The 25,663-nt window shown below is 68.2% G+C and carries 22 protein-coding genes; 8 read left to right on the plus strand and 14 right to left on the minus strand.

From position 1 onward, the window contains the following. On the plus strand, positions 1-516 hold a 516-nt coding region (locus RWO33_RS11200), incomplete at its 5' end, for a biotin/lipoyl-containing protein (RefSeq protein ID WP_314104892.1). Positions 517-522: 6 nt separating this feature from the next. Here RWO33_RS11200 and RWO33_RS11205 read toward each other — a convergent pair. Beyond that, positions 523-3,000, minus strand: a complete 2,478-nt coding sequence (locus tag RWO33_RS11205) for a putative peptide modification system cyclase (protein WP_314104893.1) — start codon at positions 2,998-3,000, stop codon at positions 523-525. A gap of 1 nt (position 3,001) precedes the next feature. Then, positions 3,002-4,189: a putative peptide maturation dehydrogenase gene (locus tag RWO33_RS11210; protein WP_314104894.1), complete on the minus strand. Its 1,188-nt coding sequence runs from the start codon at positions 4,187-4,189 to the stop codon at positions 3,002-3,004. Positions 4,190-4,341: 152 nt separating this feature from the next. Here RWO33_RS11210 and RWO33_RS11215 point away from each other — a divergent pair, with 152 nt between their 5' ends. Beyond that, on the plus strand, positions 4,342-4,644 hold the full coding sequence (locus RWO33_RS11215) for an NHLP-related RiPP peptide (RefSeq protein WP_314104895.1): 303 nt from the start codon (positions 4,342-4,344) through the stop codon (positions 4,642-4,644). A 24-nt stretch (positions 4,645-4,668) separates the two neighbouring features. Here the strand turns inward: RWO33_RS11215 and RWO33_RS11220 are convergent, their stop codons facing one another. The 4 genes from RWO33_RS11220 to aceB all read right to left on the minus strand — a co-directional run bounded on the left by RWO33_RS11220 (position 4,669) and on the right by aceB (position 11,529). Next, on the minus strand, positions 4,669-7,149 hold the full coding sequence (locus tag RWO33_RS11220) for a putative peptide modification system cyclase (protein ID WP_314104896.1): 2,481 nt from the start codon (positions 7,147-7,149) through the stop codon (positions 4,669-4,671). A 12-nt stretch (positions 7,150-7,161) separates the two neighbouring features. Further along, positions 7,162-8,205: a GGDEF domain-containing protein gene (locus tag RWO33_RS11225; RefSeq protein WP_145480854.1), complete on the minus strand. Its 1,044-nt coding sequence runs from the start codon at positions 8,203-8,205 to the stop codon at positions 7,162-7,164. Between the two features lie 335 nt (positions 8,206-8,540). Further along, positions 8,541-9,824 carry an isocitrate lyase gene (gene aceA / locus RWO33_RS11230; protein ID WP_314104897.1) on the minus strand — a complete coding sequence of 428 codons (1,284 nt, stop codon included), beginning with the start codon at positions 9,822-9,824 and terminating at the stop codon, positions 8,541-8,543. A 55-nt stretch (positions 9,825-9,879) separates the two neighbouring features. After that, positions 9,880-11,529 carry a malate synthase A gene (gene aceB / locus RWO33_RS11235; RefSeq protein ID WP_314104898.1) on the minus strand — a complete coding sequence of 550 codons (1,650 nt, stop codon included), beginning with the start codon at positions 11,527-11,529 and terminating at the stop codon, positions 9,880-9,882. A 106-nt stretch (positions 11,530-11,635) separates the two neighbouring features. On the opposite strand from aceB, the gene RWO33_RS11240 reads away from it, so the two are divergent. Further along, on the plus strand, positions 11,636-12,604 hold the full coding sequence (locus RWO33_RS11240; RefSeq protein ID WP_145480848.1) for a LysR substrate-binding domain-containing protein: 969 nt from the start codon (positions 11,636-11,638) through the stop codon (positions 12,602-12,604). Positions 12,605-12,613: 9 nt separating this feature from the next. Continuing rightward, positions 12,614-13,519 (plus strand): LysR substrate-binding domain-containing protein, encoded by a 906-nt coding sequence (locus RWO33_RS11245; RefSeq protein ID WP_314104899.1) that lies wholly within the window; start codon positions 12,614-12,616, stop codon positions 13,517-13,519. Here RWO33_RS11245 and RWO33_RS11250 read toward each other — a convergent pair. Further along, complete coding sequence (locus RWO33_RS11250) at positions 13,509-14,780, minus strand: MFS transporter (RefSeq protein WP_314104900.1); 1,272 nt, start codon at positions 14,778-14,780, stop codon at positions 13,509-13,511. The genes RWO33_RS11245 and RWO33_RS11250 overlap by 11 nt on opposite strands. 342 nt (positions 14,781-15,122) lie before the next feature. Continuing rightward, positions 15,123-15,749 (minus strand): signal peptidase I, encoded by a 627-nt coding sequence (gene lepB / locus RWO33_RS11255; RefSeq protein WP_145480842.1) that lies wholly within the window; start codon positions 15,747-15,749, stop codon positions 15,123-15,125. A 388-nt stretch (positions 15,750-16,137) separates the two neighbouring features. On the opposite strand from lepB, the gene RWO33_RS11260 reads away from it, so the two are divergent. Further along, entirely contained in the window at positions 16,138-16,542 is a 405-nt protein-coding gene (locus tag RWO33_RS11260; protein WP_145480841.1) for a hypothetical protein, read from the plus strand. 3 nt (positions 16,543-16,545) lie between these two features. Next, the gene (locus tag RWO33_RS11265; RefSeq protein ID WP_145480840.1) at positions 16,546-16,989 is read left to right on the plus strand and encodes a 3-dehydroquinate dehydratase; all 444 of its coding nucleotides are present in this window, start codon (positions 16,546-16,548) and stop codon (positions 16,987-16,989) included. 159 nt (positions 16,990-17,148) lie between these two features. Here RWO33_RS11265 and dcp read toward each other — a convergent pair whose 3' ends face one another. The 3 genes from dcp to arfB all read right to left on the minus strand — a co-directional run bounded on the left by dcp (position 17,149) and on the right by arfB (position 20,449). Beyond that, on the minus strand, positions 17,149-19,305 hold the full coding sequence (gene dcp / locus RWO33_RS11270; RefSeq protein WP_145480839.1) for a peptidyl-dipeptidase Dcp: 2,157 nt from the start codon (positions 19,303-19,305) through the stop codon (positions 17,149-17,151). Positions 19,306-19,410: 105 nt separating this feature from the next. Next, the gene (locus RWO33_RS11275) at positions 19,411-19,971 is read right to left on the minus strand and encodes a lysophospholipid acyltransferase family protein (protein ID WP_260844201.1); all 561 of its coding nucleotides are present in this window, start codon (positions 19,969-19,971) and stop codon (positions 19,411-19,413) included. Positions 19,972-20,017: 46 nt separating this feature from the next. Continuing rightward, a complete protein-coding gene (gene arfB, locus RWO33_RS11280) occupies positions 20,018-20,449 on the minus strand; it encodes an alternative ribosome rescue aminoacyl-tRNA hydrolase ArfB (RefSeq protein WP_145480837.1) in 432 nt (143 codons plus the stop codon). 203 nt (positions 20,450-20,652) lie between these two features. On the opposite strand from arfB, the gene RWO33_RS11285 reads away from it, so the two are divergent. Further along, positions 20,653-21,204: a DUF2059 domain-containing protein gene (locus RWO33_RS11285; RefSeq protein WP_314104901.1), complete on the plus strand. Its 552-nt coding sequence runs from the start codon at positions 20,653-20,655 to the stop codon at positions 21,202-21,204. A gap of 45 nt (positions 21,205-21,249) precedes the next feature. Here RWO33_RS11285 and RWO33_RS11290 read toward each other — a convergent pair whose 3' ends face one another. Genes RWO33_RS11290 through RWO33_RS11300 form a run of 3 tightly spaced genes read right to left on the minus strand, consistent with a single transcriptional unit; the run spans position 21,250 to position 24,280 of the window. Beyond that, a complete protein-coding gene (locus RWO33_RS11290) occupies positions 21,250-21,936 on the minus strand; it encodes a pseudouridine synthase (protein WP_314104905.1) in 687 nt (228 codons plus the stop codon). 47 nt (positions 21,937-21,983) lie between these two features. Next, positions 21,984-23,642: a ubiquinone biosynthesis regulatory protein kinase UbiB gene (ubiB, locus tag RWO33_RS11295; protein WP_314104902.1), complete on the minus strand. Its 1,659-nt coding sequence runs from the start codon at positions 23,640-23,642 to the stop codon at positions 21,984-21,986. Beyond that, positions 23,639-24,280 carry an SCP2 sterol-binding domain-containing protein gene (locus RWO33_RS11300; RefSeq protein ID WP_314104903.1) on the minus strand — a complete coding sequence of 214 codons (642 nt, stop codon included), beginning with the start codon at positions 24,278-24,280 and terminating at the stop codon, positions 23,639-23,641. The genes ubiB and RWO33_RS11300 overlap by 4 nt, the downstream gene beginning before the upstream one ends. Positions 24,281-24,430: 150 nt before the next feature. Between RWO33_RS11300 and ddlA the strand changes: the two genes are divergently transcribed. Further along, positions 24,431-25,534 carry a D-alanine--D-alanine ligase gene (ddlA, locus tag RWO33_RS11305; protein ID WP_314104904.1) on the plus strand — a complete coding sequence of 368 codons (1,104 nt, stop codon included), beginning with the start codon at positions 24,431-24,433 and terminating at the stop codon, positions 25,532-25,534. Positions 25,535-25,663: the final 129 nt, after the last annotated feature.

The raw sequence follows: 25,663 nt of genomic DNA on the forward strand, positions 1-25,663 counted from the left end.
GGCTGGCGCCTGGGCCAGCGCGCGGCCCGCCGGCTGACGCTGGAGCAGGGCGGCACGCAGCAGGTGGTGGCGGTGGAGGGCCACGGCGAGTCGTGGTCGATCGAGGTGGATGGCACCCCGGTATCGGCCACGGGCCGGTTGCTTGGCGAGCGCCTGGCGCTGCAGGTTGGAGAGACCCTGCAGCGTGCGCGCGTGGTACGCGACGGCAGCGAGCTGTACCTGTTCGGCAGTGACGGCGTGCAGCGCTTCACCCTGCACGATCCGGTCAGCGAAGCCGACCATAGCGTGGCCGATGCCGGCAGCCTGGTCGCGCCGATGCCGGGCCGCATCGTGGCCACCCTGCTGGCCCCGGGCACGCAGGTGGTGCGGGGTACGCCGCTGCTGGTGCTGGAAGCGATGAAAATGGAGCACACCCTGCAGGCGCCGGCCGACGGCACGGTGCAGGGGTACCGGGTCAAGGCGGGCGACCAGGTGGCCGACGGCGCGGTATTGGTGGATTTCGAAGCCAACGCCTGACCGGCTTTACTGGCGCATCGTGGCGTCCGTCACCATGTCGTGCACGTTCAATGCCTGCATCAACTGGGTATTGGCGACTTCGGCGATCGCCCTGCCCCGGTGTTCGAACAGCCACTCGTTCTGCTTGTGGAACTCCGGCACGTCACCGAGCTGCCGATACGCTTCGCGCAGCGCCACCCGCGCCTGTACCGGTTCGGTGCCGTCCATCAGCGGCTGCAGCAGCGCCACCGCGTCGGCCGGTGCGCCCTGCCCGATCTTCTGCATGGCCTGCACCACGGTGCGCCAGTTGCCGATCACCGGGCTCTTCTGTTTCTGCAGCAACGGGTCGTACTCGGCAAGCAGCCGGTCGGCCAGCGCCTGCTCGCCCTGGCGCTGCGCCAGGTAGACCAGCGACAGCAGGCGCAGCATGCGGTCGGGCATGCCCGGGTGGTTGGGGTCGGCCAGCTGTGGACGCATGTCCGCGGCGATGCCCGCCAGCGCGCGGGCATCGCCCTGCTGGCAGGCGGTGTCGACCACCGTTTCCAGCAACTGGCGGTGCACGCGGAAATCGGGCGACTGCGTGGGCATGGGTTCGGTCGTCAACGCCTCGCGCATGCCCGTGCAGTCGTCCTGGTCGGCCGCCAGCAGCAGGCGCACGCGAACGTTCATGAGCGCCTGCAGTTCATCGCCGGGCTTGCCGAGCTGGGCCATCACCTCGCCCGCCTCCTTGTAGCGCCGCATGGCGATCAGCACGTCGGCGCGTGGATCGGCGGCCGGACGATGGGTCAGCTGCTCGGACTGCCGGAAGTTCCGCAGGGCTTCGTCGTAGCGGTTGCTGCCCAGCTGGATCCAGCCCAGGTTGGCGAAGGAATATGCGCGCAGCGCGTTCGAGGGCACCGTGGCGGCATGGGCGTAACGCTCCGCATCCTCGAACCGGTTGTCCAGCAGCAGATACCACGAGGTCGTGTACAGGCCCGCGTAGGAATCGGGGTAGACGTCGGCCAGCACGCGCCAGTCGTCCAGCGGCCAGGACACCGGACTGAGCTCGTTGCTCCAGGCCTTCAGGTACAGGCGCTCGCGGTGCGGCAGCCGCTGGCTTACCGCCAGCGCGCGGGCCAGATGGGGCTGCGCTTCGGCACGCTGGTCCAGCCGCACCAGCAGCCGGGCCAGGCCGACGTGGGCCATGGCGAAATCCGGATCGGCATCGATCGCCGCTTCGAACAGCTTCGTGGCTTCGGAAAAGCGTCGCCGGCCCATTGCGCTCTCGGCCAACGCGAAGGACTTCAGGGCCTGCAGGTTCGAGGTGGTGGCCTGCGGCAGCGGGACCGACTGTTGCACCGAGGCCACGGTTTCGCCCAACCCCGCGCGCAGCTGGCCGACCACGTCGTCCACCGCCGCGATCACGTCGGAAGCGGCTTCGGCCTTGGCGTTATAGCTGCGCACCACCGCGCGGCTGGTGGGGTCGAGCAGATCGACGCTGACCAGGTAATGGCCGCGGGCCTCGCGGATGGACGGTGCCAGCACGATGCGCGCACCCTCGCGCGCCGCCACGTCGCTGGCCAGCTCACGATCCAGCGCGCGCGTGGACGGCACCCGCAGCAGGTCGCGCGATTCGGTGACCTTGCTGCTGGAAAGCACGTTGACGTAGCGCGACTGCTCCAGGCTCATCAGCAGCGCGCGCTGCAGCGACGCGTCGAACAGCGCTTCGCCACTGGCGTTGTCCACGTCGGCCAGGACCACCCAGTCGCGCTCGGCGAAGGCAATGGCCGGCGCCGGTCGCAGCAGTATCCAGGTACCGAGCCCCAGCGTGGCGATCAGAGCGACCTGGGCCGCGAGCGCCGCCGGTCGGCGCCATACCGGCAGCACACGACGCGCCTTGGCGTTCCCGCGCGGCATGCGCAGCGGGGTGATGCCCAATTCGCCGGCCTCGAATACTTCCTGCGACGACGGCACCGACTTGAAGCGCCAGCGGCCGTACGACTTCCAGAGCAGCCGGTCTCCGCGCTCGCCCAGCAGGGTGCTGGCGCGCCGGGTCAGGGTTTCGGCCACGGCCGACATCAGGATCTGTCCGGGCCAGGCCAGCATCATCAAACGCGCCGCCATCGGCTTGGCCAGGCCCTCCACCTCGACCGGCTTGGCACCGGCGGCGACGGCCTCCGCACTGTTCTCCCAGATCAGCACTTCCCCGACGTGCAGGCCGGCGCGCGCGCTGAGTTCGATGCCCCGCTGCTTGCCGATTTCCAGCAGTTCGCGCTGGTAATCCAGTGCAAACCCCAGCGCATCGATCGGCCGCTCGAACAGCATGAACACGCCGTCGGAACGATCGATCTGCTGCCCGAGCCAGTGCTGCTGCAGCGCCAGTACCAGCCGGTCGTGCTGCTGGAACAGTTCGGCCGCCATGCTGTCGCCCAGCCGTTCGACAAGCCCGAGCGAATCGCACAGGTCGGTGAACAACAGGGCCTTCAGCAACGGGGGCTGGGTCGAGGGTGCGGCGTCGCCGTTCATGTCAGGGCCAAACCACCTTGTTTGGATCGAACTCTGCCGTGTCCAGCGTAGCACTTCGCCAGCCCACGCCCATGATGGCGACCGGACTCTGGGTGACGCCGTCCAGGGCGAACACCGCTTCGGTGTCGACCTCATTGATGGCAGCGGTGACGAAGGCAGCCAGGCCGGCCTCGGTGGCCGCCATGTACACCGCCTGCGAGATGTGGCCCACGTCCAGCAGCAGGGCACGGTAGGCCTTGGCGTGGTTGCGGTACTTCCAGTTGGTGCGGGCGAACCGCGGCACCAGGACCAGATGCGCCGCCGCATCGGCGAACCAGTCCTGGCCGGACAGCATGGCCTCTGCCACGTCCCGCAGCGGCCGCTCGCAGTGGCGTGGCAGCGCCAGCAGCGCATGCTGCACCGGGTGGTAGTGGTACAGACCCGGCTCAAGGCCTTCCACGCGCTGCACCAGCAGATACGTCTCGGTAGGATGCAGGCCGCCGCCGGACGGCACGTTCTTTTTCAGGAACGCGGTATCGGCGTCCATCTCCACTACGGCCTGGGCCTTCACCGTACGCTGCAGGAGCTGCGCCAGCTGCTCCAGGTCGACAGGGCGTGTTGCATCGAAATTGCGGCAGGTGGTGCGGCGTTCCAGCAGCTGGTCGTACGCGGTGGCGCCCACGGCGGGGAGGGGCTGATACGTGCCCGGGTGCGCCTGCACCGTCGGCGGCGGCGCACCAAGCTGCCTGCGCAGGTCCTTGGCGGTGACCATGGCGCTGTCCCGCATCTGCGCGGCGCTGTTCACCCCACTCCAGCGGGCATGACGATGCACCAGTGCCGCCAATGGCCACCAGTGGCCGTCGCGCATGCCTTCGTCGCGCTGGCGGTGCCTTGCGTGTTCGTCGCCGTCCGATATCAGCAATCCCGCCTCCAGCAGGGCCTCCCAGTCTGCCCGGGCGCCCGCCACGTCGCTCGATTCCGTCCATTGACGGGAACTCAGCGAGCCGAGCAGCTCACGCTGCGCCGGGCTCACCGGCACGGACTGATCGAGGTGGGCGGCAAGGGCCAGCCAGGTGGTTTGGGTAGTGACGTCCGCACGTCCGGCAAGAATGGCCTCGAGGCCGAGGCTGACCTCCTCCCGCGGTTCAAACATGACAGTGGTGCAGCGGCGCAGTTTCATTTCGGAATGACCTTCGAAGGGCGGGGACATTCTAGGGCGCACGCCCGGCGATGCGGTGGTCGTGTCCGGTAATCGACCCGGCCTGCGTTCTGCGTGGGATCGCAGATTCCGCTGGACGGCCGCGGCTACATTAGCGGGCGCCCTGGCCGATATACCTGACTCCACTCAAAGGATCGAACACAATGAGCAGCGACAAGCCGGAAACGAACAAGATCTCTCCCGAAATCGCGGCAAAGCTGGTGGGCAGGCTGATCGACGACGCCGCGTTCCGCGAGCTGTTCCAGGAAGACGCGGCCAAGGCCCTGGCCGAACTGGGCGTCAACGTGGACACCCAGCCGCTCTGCTGCGATATCCAGCAGCTGGCAAGCGTGGAGGAGCTGCGCGCCGTGCAGGTGCAGCTGGAGCAATACCTGAGCACGTCGTCGCAGGCGATGTTGCTGCCGCACTGCTTCGAGGCAGGCAAGGCCGCCGACTCGCTGGAATGAGCGTGCCGCCGGCCTGCGCCCCGCCTATCGGGGACGCAGGCTGGCGTCGGCCAGCGTGTCGCGCACGCTCAGCGGCTGCATGAGCTGCATGGGCGCCAGTTCGGCAAACGCTTGGCCGCGATGGTTGAACAGCCATTCGTTCTGCTTCTGGAACTCTTCCGCATTGCCCAGCCGACGTTGCGCCTCGCGGAGCACCACCCGTGCCTGGACCGGTTCGGTACCGTCCAGGATCGGCCGCAACAATGCGTCCGCCTGGGCCGGCTGGTCCTTGCCGAGTAGTTGCATGGCCAGCACCACCGTATGCCACTTGCCGACCAATGGGCTCTTCTGTGCCGCAAGCAGAGCCCCGTACCTGCGCAGCAACGCATCGGCACGCTCTTGGTCGCCCTGGCGCTGCGCCAGATAGGCAAGCGACAGCATGCGCAACAGACGGTCCGACAGATTCGGGTTGGCAGCGTCCTTCAGCAACGGCAGAAGCTGATCTGACGCCGCAGCCAATGCCGCGGGATCCGGCCGTTCGCAGACGGTGTCCACCACCGCGCGCATCAGCAGCACATGCGTGCGGAAGTCGACCGATCCGGTCGGTTCCTTCTCGCTGGCCAGGGCATCGGTCATGCCGGTGCAATCGTCCTGGTCGGCGGCGAGCAGCACGCGTACACGCTGGTACATGATGGCCTGGAGTTCGTCACGGGCCTTGGGCAGCTGGGCCAGCAACGCGTGTGCCTCCTTATAGCGGCGCTGGGCGATCAATACGTCCACCCGCGTGTCGCTGGCGCTGCGGCCGATCACCTGCTCGGACAACTGGAAGCTGCGCAAAGCCTCGTCATAGCGATTGGTACCCAACTGGATCCAGCCCAGGTAGCCGAGGGTGCCGGCACGCAGAGGGGCTTGCGGTGCCGAAGCGGCGCGTGCGTAGCGCTCGGCTTCCGCGAAACGGTTATCCAGCAACAGGAACCCGGCGGTGTTGGCCTGCCCGGCGAAGAAATCGGGATACACCTCCGCCAGCGCCCGCCAGTCTTCCAGTGGCCAGCCATCCGGACGCAGCTCGCTGCTCCACGCCTTCAGGTACAGGCGCTCGCGGTGCGGCAACCGATCGTTGAGGGCCAGCGCCCGCTGCAGGTGCGGCAGCGCTTCGGCGCGCTGGTCCAGTCGCACCAGCAACTTGGCCAAGCCCATATGGGCCATGGCGAAGTCCGGATCCGCGTCGAGCGCCGCCTCATAGAGCCTGGCAGCCTCGGTGAAGCGATACCGGCCCATCGCGCTCTCGGCCAGTGCAAACGACTTCAATGCCGGCAGGTTGTTGGTGGTGGCCTGCGGCAACGGCACCGACTGTTGCACCGAGGCCACGGTTTCGCCGAGGCCGGAGCGCAGGCGACCGACCAGGTCGTCCACGGCGCCGACCACGTCGCCGGGGGAACGCGCGTCGGCCTGGTAGGTGCGAACCACCGCTCGAGTAACCGGATCCATCAGGTCCACAGCAACCACATACTGCCCCTTGGACCGACGGATGCTGGGGGCCAGCACCATCCGCGCGCCCTCGCGTGACGCCACGTCGCCGGCCAGCTCCCTGTCCAGCGCGTGCTCTGCCGGCACCCGCAGAAGTTCGCGCGATTCCTTCACTTTGCTGGAGGACAGCACGTTGACGTAGCGCGACTGCTCCAGACCCAATAGAAGCGCACGCTGCAGGCTGTCGTCGAACAACTTCTCGCCGCTGGCATTGTCGACGTCGGCCAGCACCACCCAGTCGCGTTCGGCGAAGGCGATGGCCGGCTCGGGGCGCAGCAGCATCCAGCCGCCGATGCCGAGTACGGCGAGCAGGGCCAGTTCGGCTGCCAGCGCGGCCGGCCGGCGCCAGAGTGGCAGCTTGCGCTGCGCCTTGGGGTGGGCCTTGGGCATGCGCAGCGGCGCAAAGCCCGGTTCGCCCACCTCGAACACCTCCTGCGCGGTGGGGATGCCCTTGAACAACCACGGGCCATGTGCGCGCCACTGCAGGGTGTCCGCGCGCTCGCCCAGTTCGCTGCTGGCGCGACGCGTCAGCGATTCGGCCACGGCCGACAGCAGGATCTGGCCGGGTCGCGCCAGCCCCATCAGGCGCGCCGCCATCGGCTTGGCCAGGCCCTCCACTTCCACCGGCTTGGCCCCGGACTGGATCGCCTCCGGGCTGTTGTCCCAGATCAGCACCTCGCCCACGTGCAGCCCCGCGCGGGCGCGCAGCGGAATGTTGCGGCGCTTGCCCAGCTCGTGGAGTTCACGCTGGTAGTCGAGCGCGAAGCCGAGGCCATCGATGGCGCGATCGAACAACAGGAACAAACCGTCGGAGCGGTCGATCTGCTGCCCATTCCATTGCTGCTGGAGCGCGAGCACCACCCGGTCGTGCTGCTGGAACAGATCGGCAGCGGCGCTGTCGCCAATGCGCTCGACCAGCACCAGCGAATCGCACAGATCGGTGAACAGCAGGGCGCGCAGCATCGGGAGCTGGTTCGACGGTCCGTTGTCGCCGTTCATTGCAGACCCCGCTCAGGGCGCGGCGATCGCGGAGCGCGACCAATGCAGGCGATTGCCGCCCTGGCGCTTGGCCTGGTACAGCGCGTTGTCGGCGCGTGCGTACCAGTCGCTCCAGTCGCCCAGCGGGTCGATCAGGCAGACCCCGATGCTGACCGGGCACACGTGCGGCTGCGGCGTGGTGCGGCCCATCAGCCCGTGCACGGCGCTGAGGATGAATTCGGCGGCGTGCTGCAGGCTGTCGGCGTCGGCCACCCGCAGCAGCAGGCAGAACTCGTCGCCGCCCAGGCGGCAGGCGCGATCCTGTTCGTTGGCCACCGAGCGCAGGATGTTGGCCAGGCTCTGCAGCACGCGGTCGCCGGCCTGGTGGCCGTGTTCGTCGTTGACCTGCTTGAAGTGGTCGCAGTCGATCAGCAGCAGGCCCTGCGGCGCGTCGCCTTCGTGGCTGCGGCATTCCTGCAGGTACAGGGCCAGGCCGCGGCGGTTGTGCAGGCCGGTGAGCTCGTCGGTGCGCACCAGCTCACGGGTATGGGTGAGCTGGTGGGTGGTGACGTACAGATTGTCCAGCGCGGTTTCCAGGTCGTGGTTGCGCCGGCGCAGCTGGCGGATCAGGACCTGTTCGTTGCTGACCACGCGCATGATCGAGCGGCGCAGGAAATAGGCGACCAGCCCCGGGTCGCGGTCGACCAGGCGCTGGAAATCGGTGTGGTCCAGTTCCAGCACCAGCGCATCGGTGCAGGCGCGGGCGTCGGCGCTGCGCGGATGGTCGCCGATCAGCAGGCCGAGTTCACCGAAGAACTCGTGCGGGCCCAAGGTCTTGACCACCAGGTCTTCGCCGAAGTCCAGTTCGATGCCACCGCTGACGATGACATACATGGTGCTGCCAGGCTGGTTGCGCAGGAACAGATGTTCGCCGGCGCGCAGGTGGCGATGCCGGCCGAACTGGGTGAACAGCGCGAACTCACCCGCGCTCAGAACGGCATGCACGATGTCAGCCATCGCGGTCCGCGCGATGCCTGAGGCTGGTTCGCACACGTTCGTCGCAAGATTCCCGGTCATCCCATACACCCGCTTCCAAGCGTCCCCCCGGTGAGCAAATGAGGATATCACCCATTAAAAGTGTGCGCCTCATCCCATTTCCGTATCCCGGCGCCCGGATTTCACCCGGCGCTCCGGCCCATCCCTTCCCAACGCGGCGACCGGGTCGGACCGGCCATTCCCCGCCGCATGGTGCGCATATGCGGACCGTAGCATCTGGTTGCGCCATATAAAAGAAGGGCCGCCCCTACAGGGGCGGCCGTGTTCGGGGTGGGTTCCCGGGGAGCCGGCCAACGGCCGGCGCTACCCGGGTGGCGCCGCCACCCGGCGGCGGCCGCAGCCGCCGGTTCCGGGCGTCAGGCTGCCCGGAATTGTTCTTCCTCGGTCGACCCGGTCAGGGCGGTGGTCGAGGACTGGCCCTGCTGGATGGCCTGGGTGACCGCGTCGAAGTAGCCGGTGCCGACCTCGCGCTGGTGCTTGACCGCGGTGAAGCCGCGGTCGGCGGCGGCGAATTCGGCTTCCTGCAGTTCCACGAAGGCGCTCATCTGGCGGCGGGCGTAGCCGTGCGCCAGGTTGAACATGGAGTAGTTCAGGGCGTGGAAGCCGGCCAGGGTGATGAACTGGAACTTGTAGCCGTAGCGGGCGATTTCCTTCTGGAAGGTCGCGATGGTGGCGTCGTCCAGGTTCTTCTTCCAGTTGAAGCTGGGCGAGCAGTTGTAGGCCAGCAGCTTGCCGGGGTACTTCGCGTGGATGGCTTCGGCGAATCTGCGCGCGAATTCCAGGTCCGGCTTGCCGGTCTCGCACCAGATCAGGTCAGCGTAGGGGGCGTAAGCCAGGCCACGGCTGATCGCCTGGTCCAGGCCGTTGCGGGTCTTGTAGAAGCCTTCGACGGTGCGCTCGCCGGTGGCGAAGGGCTGGTCGTTGGCGTCGATGTCGCTGGTCAGCAGGTCGGCGGCTTCCGCGTCGGTGCGGGCCACCAGCAGGGTCGGCACGCCCAGCACGTCGGCGGCCAGGCGCGCGGCGTTCAACTTCTCGATGGCCTCGCGGGTGGGCACCAGCACCTTGCCGCCCATGTGCCCGCACTTCTTCACCGAGGCCAGCTGGTCTTCGAAGTGCACGCCAGCGGCGCCGGCTTCGATCATCGCCTTCATCAGCTCGAAGGCGTTGAGCACGCCGCCGAAGCCGGCTTCGGCGTCGGCGACGATCGGCTGCAGGAAGTCGATCTCGTCCTTGCCTTCGGCGTGGTGCAGCTGGTCGGCGCGCAGCAGGGTGTTGTTGATGCGCTTGACCACCGCCGGCACCGAATCGGCCGGGTACAGCGACTGGTCCGGGTACATCTGGCCGGCCAGGTTGGCGTCGGCGGCGACCTGCCAGCCGGACAGGTAGATGGCGTTGAGGCCGGCCTTGACCTGCTGCATGGCCTGGTTGCCGGTCAGCGCGCCGAGCGCGTTGACGAAGTCCTTTTCATGCAGGTACTTCCACAGCTTCTCCGCGCCGAGCCGGGCCAGCGAATGCTCCACGTGCACGGTGCCGCGCAGGCGCACCACGTCGGCGGCGCTGTAGTTGCGCTGGATGCCGGCCCAGCGCGGGTCGGTATTCCATTCGTGCTGGATCTGTTCGGCGGTCTGCAGGTGGCTCATGGCGTTCTCCAGGTGGTGTCGGTCAGCGGGGCAGAGCCCCGCTCTACGGGTGGGGTCAATCGATGCGGGCGTAGGCCGGCAGGGTGAGGAAATCGGTCAGTTCGTCGCGGCGGCTCAGCTCGCCGAGCAGGGCGATGGCCTCGTCGATGCGCGCGCCGCCCGGCAAGGCGCTGCGGTCGCCCAGGCGCGCCGGCAGTGCGGCCAGGGTGGCGTCGAGCAGGGCCAGGTCGATGGCAGTGCCGTCGTCCAGGTGCTGGCCGGGCACGTGCAGCCACTGCCACAGCTGGCTGCGGCTGATCTCGGCGGTGGCCGCGTCTTCCATCAGGTGATGGATCGGCACGCAGCCGTTGCCGTCCAGCCAGGCGGCCAGGTAGCGCACGCACACTTCCACGTTGCCTTCGAAGCCACTGCGGGTAATGGTTCCGGTGGGCGCGGCGATCAGCTCGTCGCGGCCCACGCGGACGTCGCGGCGCAGCACCGCGTGCTGGTTCGGGCCGGGCATGTGCGCGTCGAAGATCGCCTGCGCCACCGGAATCAGCGCCGGGTGCGCGACCCAGGTGCCGTCGTGCCCGGCGGTGACTTCGCGCAGCTTGTCGGCACGCACCCGCGCCATGGCCTGCTCGTTGGCGGCGGCGTCGTGGTTGATCGGAATCTGCGCGGCCATGCCGCCCATCGCATGCGCGCCGCGACGGTGGCAGGTCTGGATCAGCAGCTCCGAATAGGCCTTCAGGAACGGCTGGGTCATGGTCACCTGGCCGCGTTCGGGCAGCACCTTGTCGGCGTGCTTACGGAAGGTCTTGATGTAGGAAAAGATGTAATCCCAGCGTCCGCAGTTCAGGCCGACGATGCGGTCGCGCAGCGCGTGCAGGATCTCGTCCATTTCGAACACCGCCGGCAGCGTTTCGATCAGCACGGTGACCTTGATCTGGCCATGCGGCAGGCCGAGCATGCCTTCAATGTGCGACAGCGCGGTTTCCCACAGCGCGGCCTCTTCCATCGACTGCAGCTTGGGCAGGTAGAAGTACGGGCCGCGCTGGCGGCACATCAGGGTGCGGGCGTTGTGGAAGGCGAACACCGCCGCGTCGAACAGGCCGCCGGCCAGCGGCTGGCCATCGATGCGCACGTGCTTCTCGTCCAGGTGCCAACCGCGCGGGCGCACGATCAGCACCGCCTGCTCGTCCAGCGGGCGCAGCGCGTACTGCTTGCCCGGCTTGCCGTCCACGCCCGGTGCGGTGTGGGTCAGGTCGCCACGCACCGCGCCGATCAGTGCCTGCTGGCCAGCCAGCAGGTTGCGCCAGGCCGGGGCGGTGGAATCCTCGAAATCGGCCATGAACACCTTGGCCCCGGAATTCAGCGCGTTGATCACCATCTTCGGGTCGGTCGGGCCGGTGATCTCGACGCGGCGGTCCTGCAGGGCGTCGGGGATCGGGGCCACGCGCCAGTCCTCGTTGCGGATCGCGGCGGTGTCGGCGCGGAAATCCGGCAGGCCGCCACCGTCGAAGAAGGCCTGGCGCTCACGACGGGCCTGCAGGCGGCGCTGGCGTTCGGGTTCCACCGCGCGGTGCAGCGACACCAGCAGCGCCAGTACCCCCGCCGGCAGCAGCGCGGACTGGCCGGCGAGCTGGGTGGTCAGGGCGATGCCCGGCGTGGCCGGTGCATCGGCCGGGGTGGGCTGGGCGGTGGCGAAGGCGGCGACAGCGGACATGTCCAACTCCTGCGTTGGGGGTGATCCCACCGTGCGCCGGGGTGTTGTATTTGACAAAGCAGTTATTGCAATGCATTACATAAGCACGGCTTATATTCATGACGCCATGACCACGCCACGACCGCCAAGTCCTCGTTTTTCCTACAAATCCGATCGGTTGAAACCGCTGCGGGCGTTCTGCCAGACGGTACGCCTGGGCTCGGTCTCACGGGCGGCTGAGGCGCTGTTTGTCAGCCAGCCGGCTATCAGCCAGCAGGTACAGGCGCTGGAACGAGAGCTGGGCGTGGTGCTGTTCGAGCGCAGCGGGCGCCGGCTGGTGCCCAGCCGCGAGGGCCAGCTGCTGTTCGAGATGGCCCAGCCGCTGGTGGAAAGCCTGGACGGCCTGGAAGCCAGCTTCCGCGACAAGGTGAAGGGCCTGGACGCGGGCGAGCTCAACATCGCGGCCAACAGTTCCACCATCCTGTACCTGCTGCCGCGGATTGTGGAACGCTTCCGCCAGCGCCATCCGGACGTGCGCCTGACCCTGCACAACGCGATCAGCGCCGACGGCACCGACCTGCTGCGCAGCGACGCCGCCGACCTGGCGGTGGGCTCGATGACCGAGGTGCCGGCCGACCTCAGCTACGCGCCGGCCTACCGCTTCGAGCAGGTGCTGATCGCCCCGCCCGACCATCCGCTGGCGACCGCGCCGGAGCTGACCCTGCAGGCGATCTCGGCCTACCCGCTGGTGCTGCCGCCCAAGCGCCAGATCACCTACCGGCTGGTCGACCAGGTGTTCCAGCGCCAGCGCGTGCCCTACACGGTGGCGCTGGAGGTGGGCGGCTGGGAGGTGATCAAGCAGTACGTGGCGATGGGCATGGGCATCTCCATCGTGCCGGCGCTGTGCCTCAACGATGCCGACCGCGACCGCCTGGTGACCCGCTCGATGAGCGCCTGGTTCCCCGAACGCAGTTACGGGGTGATCGTGCGCCGCGGCCGTTACCTGTCGCCGCAGGCCCGCGCCTTCATCGAGCTGATCCAGCCGGACCTGTTCAGTCCGCGCAGCTATGATGAAAGCGGTCATTCCGAACGCTGACGCGCTGCCATGTCGATCGAACTGCGCCACCTGCGCTATTTCCTTGCGGTGGCCGATACCCTGCACTTCGGCCGCGCCGCCGAGCGGCTGGGCATGTCGCAGCCTCCGCTCAGCCAGCAGATCCGCCAGCTGGAAACGCTGCTCGGTGCGCGCCTGTTCCTGCGCAGCAACCGCCGCGTGGAACTCACCGAAGCCGGGCGCGTGCTGCAGGCGCAGGCCACCGAAGCATTGGCACGGGTGGACCAGGCCATCGAACTCACCCAGCGCGCGCAGCGCGGCGAGACCGGCGAGCTGCGCATCGGGCTGACCCGGGCCACGCCGTTGTCCACGCAGATTCCGCGCGCGATCTTCGCCTTCCGCCAGCAGTTCCCGCAGGTGCAGTTGAAGCTGCGCGAAATGAACACGCTGCAGCAGATCGATGCGCTGGTGGCCAACGAACTGGATGTTGGGCTGATCCGCAAGCGCGCGTTGCCGACGCCGTTGATGTCACGCAAGCTGTTCAGCGATCCGCTGGCGCTGGTGGTGCACGACCAGCATCCGTTGATCCGCGCGCTGCCGCCCGGCGCGCCGGTGGCGCTGCGCCAGTTCGCGCATGAGCCGTTCGTGGGTTTCCTGCGCGAGGTGGGCGCGGGCATCCACGATCACTTCATTGCGCTGTGCCGCAGCGCCGGGTTCACCCCGCGCATCATCCAGGAAGCCGGCGAGGCGTCGACGCTGATCAGTCTGGCCGCGTCCGGTCTGGGGGTGACGGTGTTGCCGGCGTCGTGCAGCCACATCCATGTGGAAGGTGCGCGCTTCGTGCCGCTGAGCGATCGCGCGGCCAGCTCGGAAGTGCATGTCGCTTACCGGCGTGGCGGTACTTCGCCGCTGATCACCCATTTCACCCGGCTGCTGCAGGGCGGTTTCAGCGACTGACCGCGAGCGCGGCCGGAGCGGGTTGCACGCGGCGCCCCAGCCGCCAGGCGATGCTGGCGCCGATGACGGTCAGCACCGCAGTGAAGGCGCACACGCCCCACCAGTCCCAGCGGGTGTAGAACACGCCGCCCGCGGCGCCGGCCAGGCTGGAGCCCAGGTAGTAGGCGAACAGGTACAGGGCCGAAGCTTCGGCGCGCATGACCCCGGCACGGCTGCCGACCCAGCTGCTGGCCACCGAGTGGCCGCCGAAGAAGCCGAAGGTGACCAGGGCGATGCCCACCGCCATGCAACCCAGCCACGGCAAAGCGAGCATGACGATGCCCAGGGCGATCAACGCGTAGCAGATGCCGAGCACGCGGCCACGGCCATGCCGGGTGGCCTGCTGGCCCATCCAGGCCGAGCTGAAGGTGCCCACCAGGTACACGCTGAAGATCAGCCCGACCACGGTCTGGCTGAGCCGGTACGGCGGTGCCAGCAGGTGGTAGCCCAGGTAGTTGTAGAGGGTGACGAACACGCCCATCAGCACGAACGCGGTGGCGAACAGCCACGGCAGGCCGGGATCGGCGAACAGCTGGCGCCAGCGCGCGGGCAGTTCGCGCAGGCCACCGCGGCGGCTCTGGAAGTGGCGCGAGGGCGGCAGCTGCATCCACAGCAGCACGGTGCTGAACACGGCGATCAGCGAAACCGCGCCGATGCCCCAGCGCCAGCCCCAGTGGTCGGCGACGATGCCCGCGATCAGCCGCCCGCTCATGCCACCGACGGCGTTGCCACCGATGTACAGGCCCATCGCCAGGCCGAGGGCGCGGCTGTCCATTTCTTCCACGAGGTAGGTCATCGCGACCGCCGGCACGCCGCTGAGCGCGATGCCGAGCAGCGTGCGCAGGACCAGCAGCGTGGTCCAGTCATCCACCATCGCGCTGGCCGCCGAGAGCACGGTGGAGGCGAGCAGTGCGGTGATCATCACCCCGCGGCGGCCGACCCGGTCGGAGATCAGCCCGGCCACCAGCATGGTCACGGCAAGCAGGCCGGTGCTGAGCGACAACGCAAGCGCGCTGTTGGCGGCGGACACGCCGAAGTGGCGGCTGAACTCGGGCAGCAGCGGCTGTACGGTGTAGAGCAGGCCGAAGGTTGAGAACCCGGCCAGGAACAGCGCCACGGCGGTGCGCCGGAAGGCGGGCGTGCCCTGTTCGATGTGCTGCGACGGGGCGGAAGGGTGGTCGGTGGAGCTGCGCTCGGGCAGCGCTGCGGTGTCGCCGTTCATTGCTTCTGGGCCCGTGGGGGTTGGGCCGGTGCGTGAGGGTCAGCGCTCACGATAGGCAGCTGGTTCGGGTCGATCCATAACCTGACGGGTCTGGATTGAGAGGTTTTACGTATCAATCCAGCATTGCGAGGGCCGGCCAACGGCCGGCGCTACCGGTGAGAATCGCCAGATGGACCGGCTCCCTCCCCGGCTTCGACATGCTGGGCCAGGGCCCTCCCCGTATCGCCATGCCCGGCCGGGGCCCCCCCGGCATCGCCATGCTGGGCCGGGTCCCTCCCGGCATCGCCATGCTGGGCCGGGACACTTCCCGGTAGCGCCGGCCGTTGGCCGGCCCTCGTGATCTCAAAGCGCCTGCCAGGTGAACCCCTCGCCACGCCGGTAATACACGCGCGAGGCCTTGCCATACAGCGCACCCGCATCGACCAGCCCGAAAAAGCGGCCATCGGCGCTGTTGCCGCGATGGTCGCCCAGCATCAGCACCTTGCCGGTAGGAACGGTCAGGTCCTGGATGTCCGGGCCCCCGCCCTGCCCCAGGTCGAGCTGGGCCAGGGTGCGGCCGAAGTCTTCCACCTCGTCGGTGCCGGCCTGGGCCAGCGGGTGGCCGTTGATGCTCAGGTGCCCACCGCGCAACGCCACGCGGTCGCCGCCGACGGCGGCGATGCGCTTGATCAGGCGGGTGCCGTCCTGCGGCGAATCGAACACCGCCACGTCACCGCGCTGCGGCTGGCCGGTGTGCAGCAGCTCCACGCCGGTGAACGGCAGGCGCAGGCCGTAGGCGCGCATGTCCACCACCACGCGGTCGCCGGGCATCAGGGTGTACTGCATGGAACCGCTCGGCACCTGATAGTGATTGGCCAGGCTGTCGCGCGCGGCGGCCAGCAGGCCGAGCATGACCAGCAGGGGCAGCGCTTCCTTCTTCAGCCAGTGGAGCAGACCTTTGGATTCGGGTTGGGCGGTGGCAGCGGTCATGAGGGCGATCCTTGCGGGCGTGAATGGGGTCTGACCATGGCGGCGCTCCGGAGTTCCCTGCGTGACGACCAACGGTATGCCCGCCTGAGGCGGGCACCCTTCGGGCCGTCGACAAGCGACGTTGGCAACGGCGTTGCCGCTGCCTGCGTCACCTACCGCCGGCTGCAACGGCTGGTAGGGCACGCAAGGAGCGGCGCAGCCGCGAGTAACGTCGCCCGCGACGGCCCGGAGGGTGCCCGGCCACGGCCGGGCATACCGTTGGTCGTGCCCCGATACAGAAAAACTACACGTTATTTACGCGCGCCGGTCATGCGGGTCATCGCCCCTTTATGGCCGGCGCGCGCATCGTGTCGACACCGCGCCCACGGGCGCTTTGTCGAGGTGTTCCATGACCATCCTGTTGCTCCGGCAGCCGTCGCCGGACCCGCTGCCGGTGCCGGCCCAGCTGGCCGGCCACGCCGTGCACTGCCAGGACTGCGCCACGCTGCCGGCGCTGCTGCACTGCCTGCAGCAGGCCCGGCACACGGCACCGGCCTGGGTGCTGATTGAAACCGCCAGCGCCGAGCCGGCGCAGTGGGCCGCGCACGGCCGCGACCTGTGCGCGGCGCTGGACGCGCTGCCGGCCCCGTACATCGAGATGGCGGCCAACGACGACGACAGCCTGGACGCCCACCTGCATCCGCTGCATGCGCCGGCGGCGCAGGTGGTGTGCAGCAGTGGCCGCGATGACGCGTGCCGGTTGTCGCTGGCGATTGCCGCGCGCCGTTTGCAGACCGTTGTCGGGAGCGCCTGAGCCATGTCGATCTTCATCATCCGTGGCCCGGAAGCCGCCGGGCAGCTGATCCGTACCGCGCAGCCGTTGCCGGCGCCGGTGCTGAAGGCGCTGGTGCATCGGGCGATCGATGCCGGCACCACGGTGGCGATCCGTGCCTGTGGCTCCGAACAGGAACTGCTGGACGCGTTGCGCGTGGCGGATCACAGCCGCGGCGAGGTGACGTTGCTGGATCCGGGCGCGTGCGTGGGCAGCGCGCGCTTGCAGCGGTTGTTGCCGCACCTGCACAACGCATACGTGGAAGTGCATGACGATGATGCGGGCGCGCCGGAAGCGTGCCTGCCGGAGCACGTGGGCCAGCGCATCGGCGTGGCGCACGGGTACTGCGCGCAGAGTTACATGCATGCGCTGGAGATCGCGTTGGATCACCTGGGATGCAGCGAGGTCGGATGCCGCGTGGGAACGTAGGCGGTAGAGCCGACTGTTAGTCGGCTGCCGTTCGCGCGGCGATCAAACGTCCGTGGACCGCGCGTTGCCGACTAACAGTCGGCACTACCGGTTGGGCGTCCGGCACCGGATACGCGAACGGCGGGGTTTCCCCCGCCGTTCGCATTTACGTGGATCGATTTATTTCAGGCCGCGGTTGACCAGCAGCGGTTCCACCGACGGGTCCTTGCCGCGGAATTCGCGGTACAGGTCGGCCAGCTCGACGCTGTTGCCGCGCGAGAGGATCTTGTCGCGGAACACCTGGCCATTCTCCGGCTTCAGGCCGCCGTGCTCCTTGAACCACTCGAACGAATCGTGGTCGAGCACTTCCGCCCAGAAGTACGCGTAATAACCGGCCGAATAGCCGCCACCCCAGATGTGGTCGAAGTAGGTGGTGCGGTAGCGCGGCGGCACCTGCGCCAGGTCGACCTTGAACTTCTTCAGCGCGGCCGCTTCAAACGGCGCGACGTCCTGCAGCTTCGCGTCGGCCGGCTGGGTGTGCCAGGCCAGGTCGAGCAGCGCGGCCGACAGGTACTCGGTGGTCGCATAGCCCTGGTTGAAGGTGCGTGCCTTCAGGATCTTGTCCACCAGTGCCTGCGGCATCGGTTCGCCGGTCTTGTAGTTCTTCGCGTAGTTAGCGAACACCTTCGGGTCCAGCGCCCAGTGCTCGTTGAACTGCGACGGGAACTCCACGAAATCGCGCGAGGTGCTGGTGCCGGCGATGGACGGGTATTTCACGTTCGAGAACATGCCGTGCAGCGCATGGCCGAACTCATGGAACATGGTGGTGACGTCGTCGAAGCTCAGCAGCGCCGGCTGGCCAGCGGCGGGCTTGGTGAAGTTGCAGACGTTGTAGACCACCGGCTTGGCGCCGGTCAGGCCGTTCTGCTCGACGAACACGTCCATCCACGCGCCGCCGGACTTGCTGTCACGCTTGAAGTAGTCGGTGTAGAACAGCGCCAGCGAGGTGCCGTCCTTGTCGAACACTTCATACACCTTCATGTCCGGGTGGTAGGTCGGAATGTCGGTGCGCGGCTTGAAGGTGATGCCGTACAGCTGGGTGGCGGCATAGAAGACGCCGTTCTGCAGCACGTTGTCCATCTCGAAGTACGGCTTGATCTGCGACTCGTCCAGGTCGTACTGCGCCTTGCGCACCTGTTCGGCGTAGAAATCCCAGTCCGAGGCCGCGAGCTGGAAGCCGCCCTTCTGGGCGTCGATCACCTTCTGCATTTCCGCGATCTCGCCGCGGGCCTTGCTGGTCGCCGCCGGCACCGTGTCGGTCAGCAGCTTCATCGCGGCCGCCGGGGTCTTGGCCATCTGATCGGCCAGGCTGTAGGCGGCGTAGTTCTCGAAGCCAAGCAGCTTGGCCTTCTGCGCCCGCAGCTGGGCCAGGCGCTGCACGGTTTCGCGGGTGTCGTTGGCATCGCCACGCTCGGCGCGGGTTTCCGACGCCTTCAGCACGGCCGCACGCTGGTCGCGGTCACTCAGCGAGGCCAGCACCGGCTGCTGGGTGGTGTTCTGCAGCGGCAGCAGGAACTTGCCTTCCAGGTTGCGCGCCTTGGCATCGGCCGCGGCGGTGTTGATTTCTTCTTCGCTCAACCCGGCCAGTTTGGCCTTGTCGTCCACCACCACGGCGGCCGCGGCGGTGGCGGCGACCAGGCGGGTATGGAACTTGGTGGCCAGCGTGGTTTCTTCCACGTTGAGCTTGCGCAGGCTGGCCTTGTCGGCGTCGGACAGCTGCGCGCCGGCGCGCACGAATTCCTGGTAATCGCGCTCGACCAGGCGCTTCTGCACCGGGTCCAGTCCCAGCGCATCGCGCTGGTCGTAGATGCTCTTGATGCGCGCGAACAGCTTCGGGTCCAGGCTGATTTCGTCCTGGTGTTCGGCCAGCTTCGGCGCCACCTCTTCCTGGATCTTCTGCCGCGCTTCGTTGGTGTCGGCCTGGACCAGGCCGAAGAACACGCGCGACACGCGGTCGAGCGTTTCACCGCTGCGCTCGAGCGCTTCGATGGTGTTGTCGAAGGTGGCCGGTTCGGCGTTGTCGGCGATCTTGCGCACTTCGGCCAGGTGCTGCTTCATGCCTTCATTGAAGGCCGGCAGGTAATCACTGTCCTTGATGCGGTCGAACGGCGGGGCCTGGAACGGCAGCGTGCTGGCGCTCAACAGGGGGTTGGTGGAGGCGTCTGCCGGCTGCTGCGCGGCGGGGGTCTGGGTGTCGGACACGGGGGTGGACTCCTTGCCGGAACAGGCCGCCAACGCCAGGCTGATGGCGGCGGCCAAGATTACGGTACGCGACATGAAACGGGCTCCTGGAATGAGGTGACGCGGCGTTGGACCGCAGCCGATCACCCTACTCCCATTGCCCGCACCCGGCATGTGCCGGACGTGGCGCCTGGGCTTGCCTCAGACGGTGCCGCGGTTCTTGCCCTGCCACGGCCGGTAGTACTCGCGGATGGCGGCCATGTCGGCCACGTCGTCGCCGCTGGAATAGAACAGCGGACCGATGCCGATGGTCTTTTCCGGGTAGTGGAAGTAGCACGCCAGCACCGGCACATCGGCCATGCGCGCGATCTTCAGGAAGCCGGCCTTCCAGTGGGTCACCGCCTTGCGGGTGCCTTCGGGGGTGATCGCGTACCACAGCCGGTCGGAATTGCGCAGCAGGCTGACCGCCTGTTCCACCGTTCCCTGCGGCGAGCTGCGGTCCAGCGGGATCACGCCCAGGGTGCGCAGCAGCGGCGACAGCGGCCACCAGAACAGCGAGGCCTTGCCCAGCACCTTCACCTGCATGCCCAGCGCGATCTTGGCCGCCATGCCCCAGAAGCCGTCCCAGTTCGACGAGTGCGGCGCAACGATGAACACCAGTTTAGGCACGTCCGGGAAGGTGCCGGTGACCTTCCAGCCGCCCAGGCGCAGCGTGCAGCGCGCCAGCCAGCGCAGGAAGCGGTTCGGTTTGACCTGCGGCATGCTGGGCGGCACGGCCGGCAGCAACGGACTTCGGTTGTTCAAGCAATCACTCCCAATTGCGTGTGGTGCGGCCGCGCTTGATCTGCGCACGGCCTTTCTTTTCATCCAGCCGGCGCAGCTTCGCGCCATAGGTGGGCTTGGTCGCCACGCGCGCCTTGGGCACGCTGAGGCTGGCCTGGATGAAGGCGGCCAGGCGTTCGCGCGCGTCCTCGCGGTTACGGTCCTGGGTACGGAAACGCTGCGCGTCGATGACCAGCACGCCTTCGCCGGTCATGCGCCGGTCGCGCCGCGCCAGCAGGCGGGTGCGCAGCGGTTCGGGCAAGGAAGGCGAACCGGCCACGTCGAAACGCAGCTCCACGGCGGTAGCGACCTTGTTCACGTTCTGCCCGCCGGCGCCGCTGGCGCGCACGAACCGCTCGACGATCTCCGTGTCCGGAATCGCCAGGTGGTCGCTGATGGTGACAGGCCCGTTTCCCATGGGCCGCATTGTAAAGGCAGGACCGCCGCCTGAGGTGACCGCAATGTTCACCAATGACGTCGAAATGGCGGGGAAAAGCACGGTATGGGCCGGAACCGCCGGGCCGTGGCCGGGCGCGCCGGCGGCTGGGCGTGGGCCACGGCGGTTTGACGGCCGCGCAGGTATGCTCGGGTTTCCATGAAACCGCAGGAAGCACCACCATGATGTCGACCCGTTCGCCGGCCCGCCGCAGCCTCACCCGCCTGGCCCTGACCCTCGCGCTGGGCTTGGCCGCCATTGCCCCGGCGCTGGCTGCGCCGCCGACGGACGCGGACATCAACCGCCTGCTGGCCGCATCGCGCGCGCAGAACATGCTCGACTCGATGGTGCCGCGGATGGAGGAGATGCAGCGCCAGCAGTTCCAGCAGATCGCCCAGCAGCGCAAGCTGGACGACGCGCAGAAGGCGCAGCTGCAGCGGATTGAACAACGCAGCAGCGAGACCATCCGCCAGGCGCTGTCCTGGCAGCAGCTGCGGCCGATGTACGTGGACCTGTACAAGAAGACCTTCAGCAAGGAAGACGTGCTGGCCATGGCCGAGTTCTACGAGAGCTCGGCCGGGCAGAGCCTGCTGGACAAGACCCCGGCGCTGATGCAGAACGCGATGGTGGCGATCCAGGACCGCATGCAGCCGCTGTTCGTGGACCTGCAGAAGGATCTGGAGGCGATCGTGAACGAGGGAAACGCGCCAGCGGCAGCGGCTCCAGCCAAGAAATGATGCCCCCTCGGTAGCGCACGACCGTTGGTCGTGCGGCTCACGCCGCTACCAGCCGAACAGATCCATCGCTTTCCGGAACTCGCCGTCCACCGGGGCGGTGACGTCCATCGGGGTACCGTCCGGGTGCGGGAAGCGCAGCCGTTCGGCGTGCAGCAGCATGCGATGGATGCCCTGCATGCGGAAGCTGCGGTTGTGCCGGCCATCGCCGTGGCTGGTGTCGCCGATCAGGTGATGCGAGAGATGCTTGAGATGGCGGCGGATCTGGCGGAAGCGCCCGGTCTGCGGCTGGCAGCGCAACAGCGCATAACGCGAGGTGGCGAACTCACCCACCGGCACCGCGATCTCGCCCACCGCCACGCGCTGGAAGTGGGTGATGGCCTGCTTCTTCACTGGCTTGCCCGGGCCGCCGTCCAGGTCGTGGTCGACGGTGAACGCCTCTTCGGCCGGCCAGCCCCGGCAGATCGCCAGGTAGTCCTTGGTCACGTCGCCGCCCATCAGCGATTTACCCAGCACGCTGGCGCTCTCGCGGTCGAACGCGAGCAGCAGGCAGCCGCTGGTGGCGCGGTCCAGGCGGTGGACCAGGAAGATCGGCCGGCCCAACTGCTCGCGCAGGCGGTCGGCCAGGAAATCGTCTTCGCCGCGGGCCAGCTTGCTGTCGTGGACCATCAGCCCTGCAGGCTTGTTGACCACGGCCAGGCGCTCGTCCACGTGCAGCAGCTGCAGCGGCGGCATTGCCACCGGCGCCTCGACCGGGGCGTCGGCGAGCGTGTCGAAGTCGGTCACCGGCGCCACCACGCGCTGGCCAGCGAGAACAGGCCGGCCGCACCACTGGCAATGCTCAGCATCGGCGTGTCGCCGACGTACCAGCCACCGGGCTGCATGCCGTACAGCACCGCCGCCACGATCAGCAGGCCGACGCCGGCAATGGCGGCCACGGCGCGCTTCTGCAGCTTCTGCAGGTTGGTGTTGAGCGCTACCAGGTCCTGCGAGCGCATCGACAGCTCATGCCCGCCTTCCACCTGCTGGCGCAGCCAGGCGTGTACCAGGCGCGGCATGTCCGGGGTGTGGGTCATGATTTCCGGCAGGCGCTTGCGCAGTTCCTTCAGCACCCGGCGCGGGCTGTAGCGCTCGCGCAGGATGCGTTCCAGCACCGGCCGCGCCACCGCCCAGATATCCAGTTCCGGGTCGAGCTGGCGGCCCACGCCTTCGATGTTGAGCAGGGTTTTCTGCAGCAGGATCAGCTGTGGCTGCAGGGTCAGTTCGTAACGCTGCGCCACGCGGAACAGCTTGATCAGCACTTCGGCCAGCGAGATCTGCGACAGCGGACGGGTGAAGTACGGTTCGCATACCGAACGCGCCGCCGCTTCGAGTTCATCGATGCGCACGTTGTTCGGCATCCAGCCGGCTTCGACATGGAGCTCGGCCATACGCCGGTAGTCCTTGTTGAAGATGGCCATGAAGTTTTCGGCGAGGTAGTACTGATCCTCTTCGGACAGCTGGCCCATGATGCCGAAATCCAGCGCGATGAAACGCGGGTTGTCCCGCCGCAGCGGATCGGTGTCGACCCAGATGTTGCCGGCGTGCGCGTCGGCATGGAAGAAGTTGTCGCGGAACACCTGCGTGTAGAACACGCGCACGCCCTTGGCCGCCAGCGCCTTGCGGTCGATGCCGGCCTTGTCCAGCGCGGCGATGTCGTCCGACGGAATGCCCCACACCCGTTCCAGGGTGAGCGCGCGCTCGGCGGTGTGGCTCCAGATCACCTCCGGCACGTACAGGTCGTCCGAATCGACCCAGTTGCGGCGCAGGACGCTGGCGTTGGCGCCTTCGCGCTGCAGGTCCAGTTCGGCGGCCAGGGTGTTTTCAACTTCAGCCACGACTTCGCGCGGGCGGATCTTGTCGGCACGGGGATGCGCGCGTTCGACCAGTGCCGCCGCCGACTTCAGCAGCGCGATGTCGGCGTCGATCTGCTTTTCGATATCCGGGCGCAGCACTTTGACCACCACCTGGCGGCCATCGGCCAGGGTGGCGGCATGGACCTGGGCGATCGACGCCGAGGCCAGTGGCTGCAGGTCGAAGCTGGCGAAGGCCTCGGCCACCGGCCGACCCAGTGCGGCTTCGACGATGCGCTGCGCGGTGGCGCCGTCGAACGGCTTCACCCGGTCCTGCAGCAGGGTCAGTTCATTGGCGATGTCGGCCGGGATCAGGTCGCGGCGGGTGGACAGGATCTGACCGAACTTGACGAAGATCGGCCCCAGGTCCTGCAGTGCCAGGCGCAGGCGCGCGCCGCGCGACTGCGCGGCGATGTCGGCCGAGGCGCGCGGCACGAACGGCTTGGCCAAGCGCAGCCAGCGCTCCAGCGGGGTGCCATCGAGCAGGTCGTCCAGGCGGTAGCGCAGGATCACCCGCCCGATCCGGCTGGCGCGGAACACGGCCTTCATGCGCGCACCTGGGCCAGGCGCTGCACGCGCACGGCCAAGCGTTCGACGTCGTCGCGCATCACGTCCACATCGTCATGGAAGGCTTCCAGTTCGGCTCGGGCTACCACGTCGCGCGACTCCTCGGTGACAAAATCGGCGGCGCTGTGCGCCAGGTCGGACGCGCCACGGCGCGCATGCTGCAGGGCCGAGCGCAATGCATGGGCCACCTGCACGCCCAGCACCTCGCCGAACACCCGCACGAACGGCAGCTGCCAGTCCGGGTCGAAGCGGCTGGCCAGCTGCTGCAGGCGACGCGCCAGCTCGGCATCGCCGGACACCTTGACCCGGCCCGCCGGGGCATCGCCGCCACGGCGTGCGTTGGCCAGGAACGGCAGCTGCGCCAGCACCCCGCCCAGCGTGCTGCGCACGGCCAGGTCCGGTTCCTGCTGCGGGTCCACCGGCCCCACGGTGAGGCGTTCGCCCTCCACCCCGATCCGCATCGCCAGCGACGGCGACTCCAGGGTCAGGGCGATGTGGCGGCGATCCAGCGCGACCAGCGCGCGGCGGGTTTCGGGGTCCAGCGCCAGCGCGCGGTTGAGCGCGAGCTGCAGCGCATTGCCGGCCAGCGGCTTGAGGGACGAGAGCAGGGAACGGGGCATTGCATCATTGTACCCGCCGCCTTGACGCGTAGAGCCACGCCCTGCGTGGCTGAACCACCGTCGGCCGTTCCAGCCACGCAGGGCGTGGCTCTACGGGGGAAATGCTTTCATGATGGGCATCCTCACACGCATGGCAGGAGCGGCAGCAGCATGGGCAAGATCCGGGTAGGCATCATTTTCGGTGGCCGTTCGGCCGAACACGAGGTCTCGCTGCAGTCGGCGAAAAACATCCTGGATGCGCTGGACAAGGACCGCTTCGAGGTGACCCTGATCGGCATCGACAAGCAGGGCCAGTGGCACGTGAGCGACCCGGAACGTTTCCTGCTGAACGCCGCCGACCCCGCGCGCATCGCGCTTGACCGCTCCGGCCACGGGGTGGCGGTGCTGCCGGGCGCCGACCGCCGCCAGCTGGTGCCGGCCACTCCGGCAGCGGCGCTGGACCAGATCGACGTGGTCTTCCCGATCGTCCACGGTACGCTGGGTGAAGACGGTTCGCTGCAGGGGCTGCTGCGCATGGCCAACCTGCCTTTCGTCGGCTCCGGTGTGCTGGGCTCGGCGGTGGCAATGGACAAGGATGTGGCCAAGCGCCTGCTTCGCGATGCCGGGCTGGCGGTAGCCCCGTTCGCGTGCTTCACCCGGGCCACGGCAGCCGCCGCCGACTACGCTGCGCTGGTGGCGACGCTGGGGACACCTCTGTTCGTGAAACCGGCCAACCAGGGCTCGTCGGTAGGGGTGAGCAAGGTGCGTACCGCGCAGGAATTCCGGGACGCGCTGGCACTGGCGCTGGAGTACGACCACAAGGCGTTGGTGGAGTCGGCCGTCAACGGTCGCGAGATCGAATGCGCCGTGCTGGGCAATGCCACGCCGGAAGCGAGCGTCTGCGGGGAAGTGGTGGTGCACGACGAGTTCTATTCGTACGACACCAAGTACATCAGCGAAAACGGCGCGGACGTGGTGGTGCCGGCCGACATCAGCGCAGACGCGCAGCAGCGCATCCGCGATATCGCGGTGCGGGCCTACCAGGCGCTGGACTGCGCAGGCCTCGCTCGCGTTGATGTGTTCCTCACCCGCAGCGGCGAGGTGGTGATCAACGAGATCAACACGTTGCCCGGCTTCACCCGGATCAGCATGTATCCCAAGCTGTGGGCCGCCAGTGGACTGGACTACACCGCGCTGATCACGCGATTGCTGGAGCTGGCGCTGGAGCGGCATGCCAGCGAGCGCTCGCTGCGCAGCTCGATTACTTCGGACTGACCGGTAGAGCCACGCCCTGCGTGGCTGAACCACCGTCGGCCGTTCCAGCCACGCAGGGCGTGGCTCTACGCACTGTCGGCCGTTCCAGCCACGCAGGGCGTGGCTCTACGCACTGTCGGCCGTTCCAGC

It is taken from the genome of uncultured Stenotrophomonas sp. (assembly GCF_963519925.1).
GTDB classification, from domain to species: domain Bacteria; phylum Pseudomonadota; class Gammaproteobacteria; order Xanthomonadales; family Xanthomonadaceae; genus Stenotrophomonas; species Stenotrophomonas maltophilia_AE.

Excerpts from the sequence above, each read along its gene's own strand:
- RWO33_RS11245 (WP_314104899.1), top strand. The coding sequence starts at position 12,614 with ATGTCGATCGAACTGCGCCACCTGCGCTATTTCCTTGCGGTGGCCGAT.
- RWO33_RS11285 (WP_314104901.1), top strand. The coding sequence starts at position 20,653 with ATGTCGACCCGTTCGCCGGCCCGCCGCAGCCTCACCCGCCTGGCCCTG.
- aceA (WP_314104897.1), bottom strand. The coding sequence starts at position 9,824 with ATGAGCCACCTGCAGACCGCCGAACAGATCCAGCACGAATGGAATACC.
- RWO33_RS11300 (WP_314104903.1), bottom strand. The coding sequence starts at position 24,280 with ATGCCCCGTTCCCTGCTCTCGTCCCTCAAGCCGCTGGCCGGCAATGCG.
- ddlA (WP_314104904.1), top strand. The coding sequence starts at position 24,431 with ATGGGCAAGATCCGGGTAGGCATCATTTTCGGTGGCCGTTCGGCCGAA.
- dcp (WP_145480839.1), bottom strand. The coding sequence starts at position 19,305 with ATGTCGCGTACCGTAATCTTGGCCGCCGCCATCAGCCTGGCGTTGGCG.
- RWO33_RS11250 (WP_314104900.1), bottom strand. The coding sequence starts at position 14,780 with ATGAACGGCGACACCGCAGCGCTGCCCGAGCGCAGCTCCACCGACCAC.
- RWO33_RS11265 (WP_145480840.1), top strand. The coding sequence starts at position 16,546 with ATGTCGATCTTCATCATCCGTGGCCCGGAAGCCGCCGGGCAGCTGATC.
- RWO33_RS11220 (WP_314104896.1), bottom strand. The coding sequence starts at position 7,149 with ATGAACGGCGACAACGGACCGTCGAACCAGCTCCCGATGCTGCGCGCC.
- aceB (WP_314104898.1), bottom strand. The coding sequence starts at position 11,529 with ATGTCCGCTGTCGCCGCCTTCGCCACCGCCCAGCCCACCCCGGCCGAT.
- RWO33_RS11225 (WP_145480854.1), bottom strand. The coding sequence starts at position 8,205 with ATGACCGGGAATCTTGCGACGAACGTGTGCGAACCAGCCTCAGGCATC.
- RWO33_RS11260 (WP_145480841.1), top strand. The coding sequence starts at position 16,138 with ATGACCATCCTGTTGCTCCGGCAGCCGTCGCCGGACCCGCTGCCGGTG.
- ubiB (WP_314104902.1), bottom strand. The coding sequence starts at position 23,642 with ATGAAGGCCGTGTTCCGCGCCAGCCGGATCGGGCGGGTGATCCTGCGC.
- arfB (WP_145480837.1), bottom strand. The coding sequence starts at position 20,449 with ATGGGAAACGGGCCTGTCACCATCAGCGACCACCTGGCGATTCCGGAC.
- RWO33_RS11210 (WP_314104894.1), bottom strand. The coding sequence starts at position 4,189 with ATGTCCCCGCCCTTCGAAGGTCATTCCGAAATGAAACTGCGCCGCTGC.
- RWO33_RS11215 (WP_314104895.1), top strand. The coding sequence starts at position 4,342 with ATGAGCAGCGACAAGCCGGAAACGAACAAGATCTCTCCCGAAATCGCG.
- RWO33_RS11275 (WP_260844201.1), bottom strand. The coding sequence starts at position 19,971 with ATGCCGCAGGTCAAACCGAACCGCTTCCTGCGCTGGCTGGCGCGCTGC.
- RWO33_RS11290 (WP_314104905.1), bottom strand. The coding sequence starts at position 21,936 with ATGCCGCCGCTGCAGCTGCTGCACGTGGACGAGCGCCTGGCCGTGGTC.
- lepB (WP_145480842.1), bottom strand. The coding sequence starts at position 15,749 with ATGACCGCTGCCACCGCCCAACCCGAATCCAAAGGTCTGCTCCACTGG.
- RWO33_RS11205 (WP_314104893.1), bottom strand. The coding sequence starts at position 3,000 with ATGAACGGCGACGCCGCACCCTCGACCCAGCCCCCGTTGCTGAAGGCC.
- RWO33_RS11240 (WP_145480848.1), top strand. The coding sequence starts at position 11,636 with ATGACCACGCCACGACCGCCAAGTCCTCGTTTTTCCTACAAATCCGAT.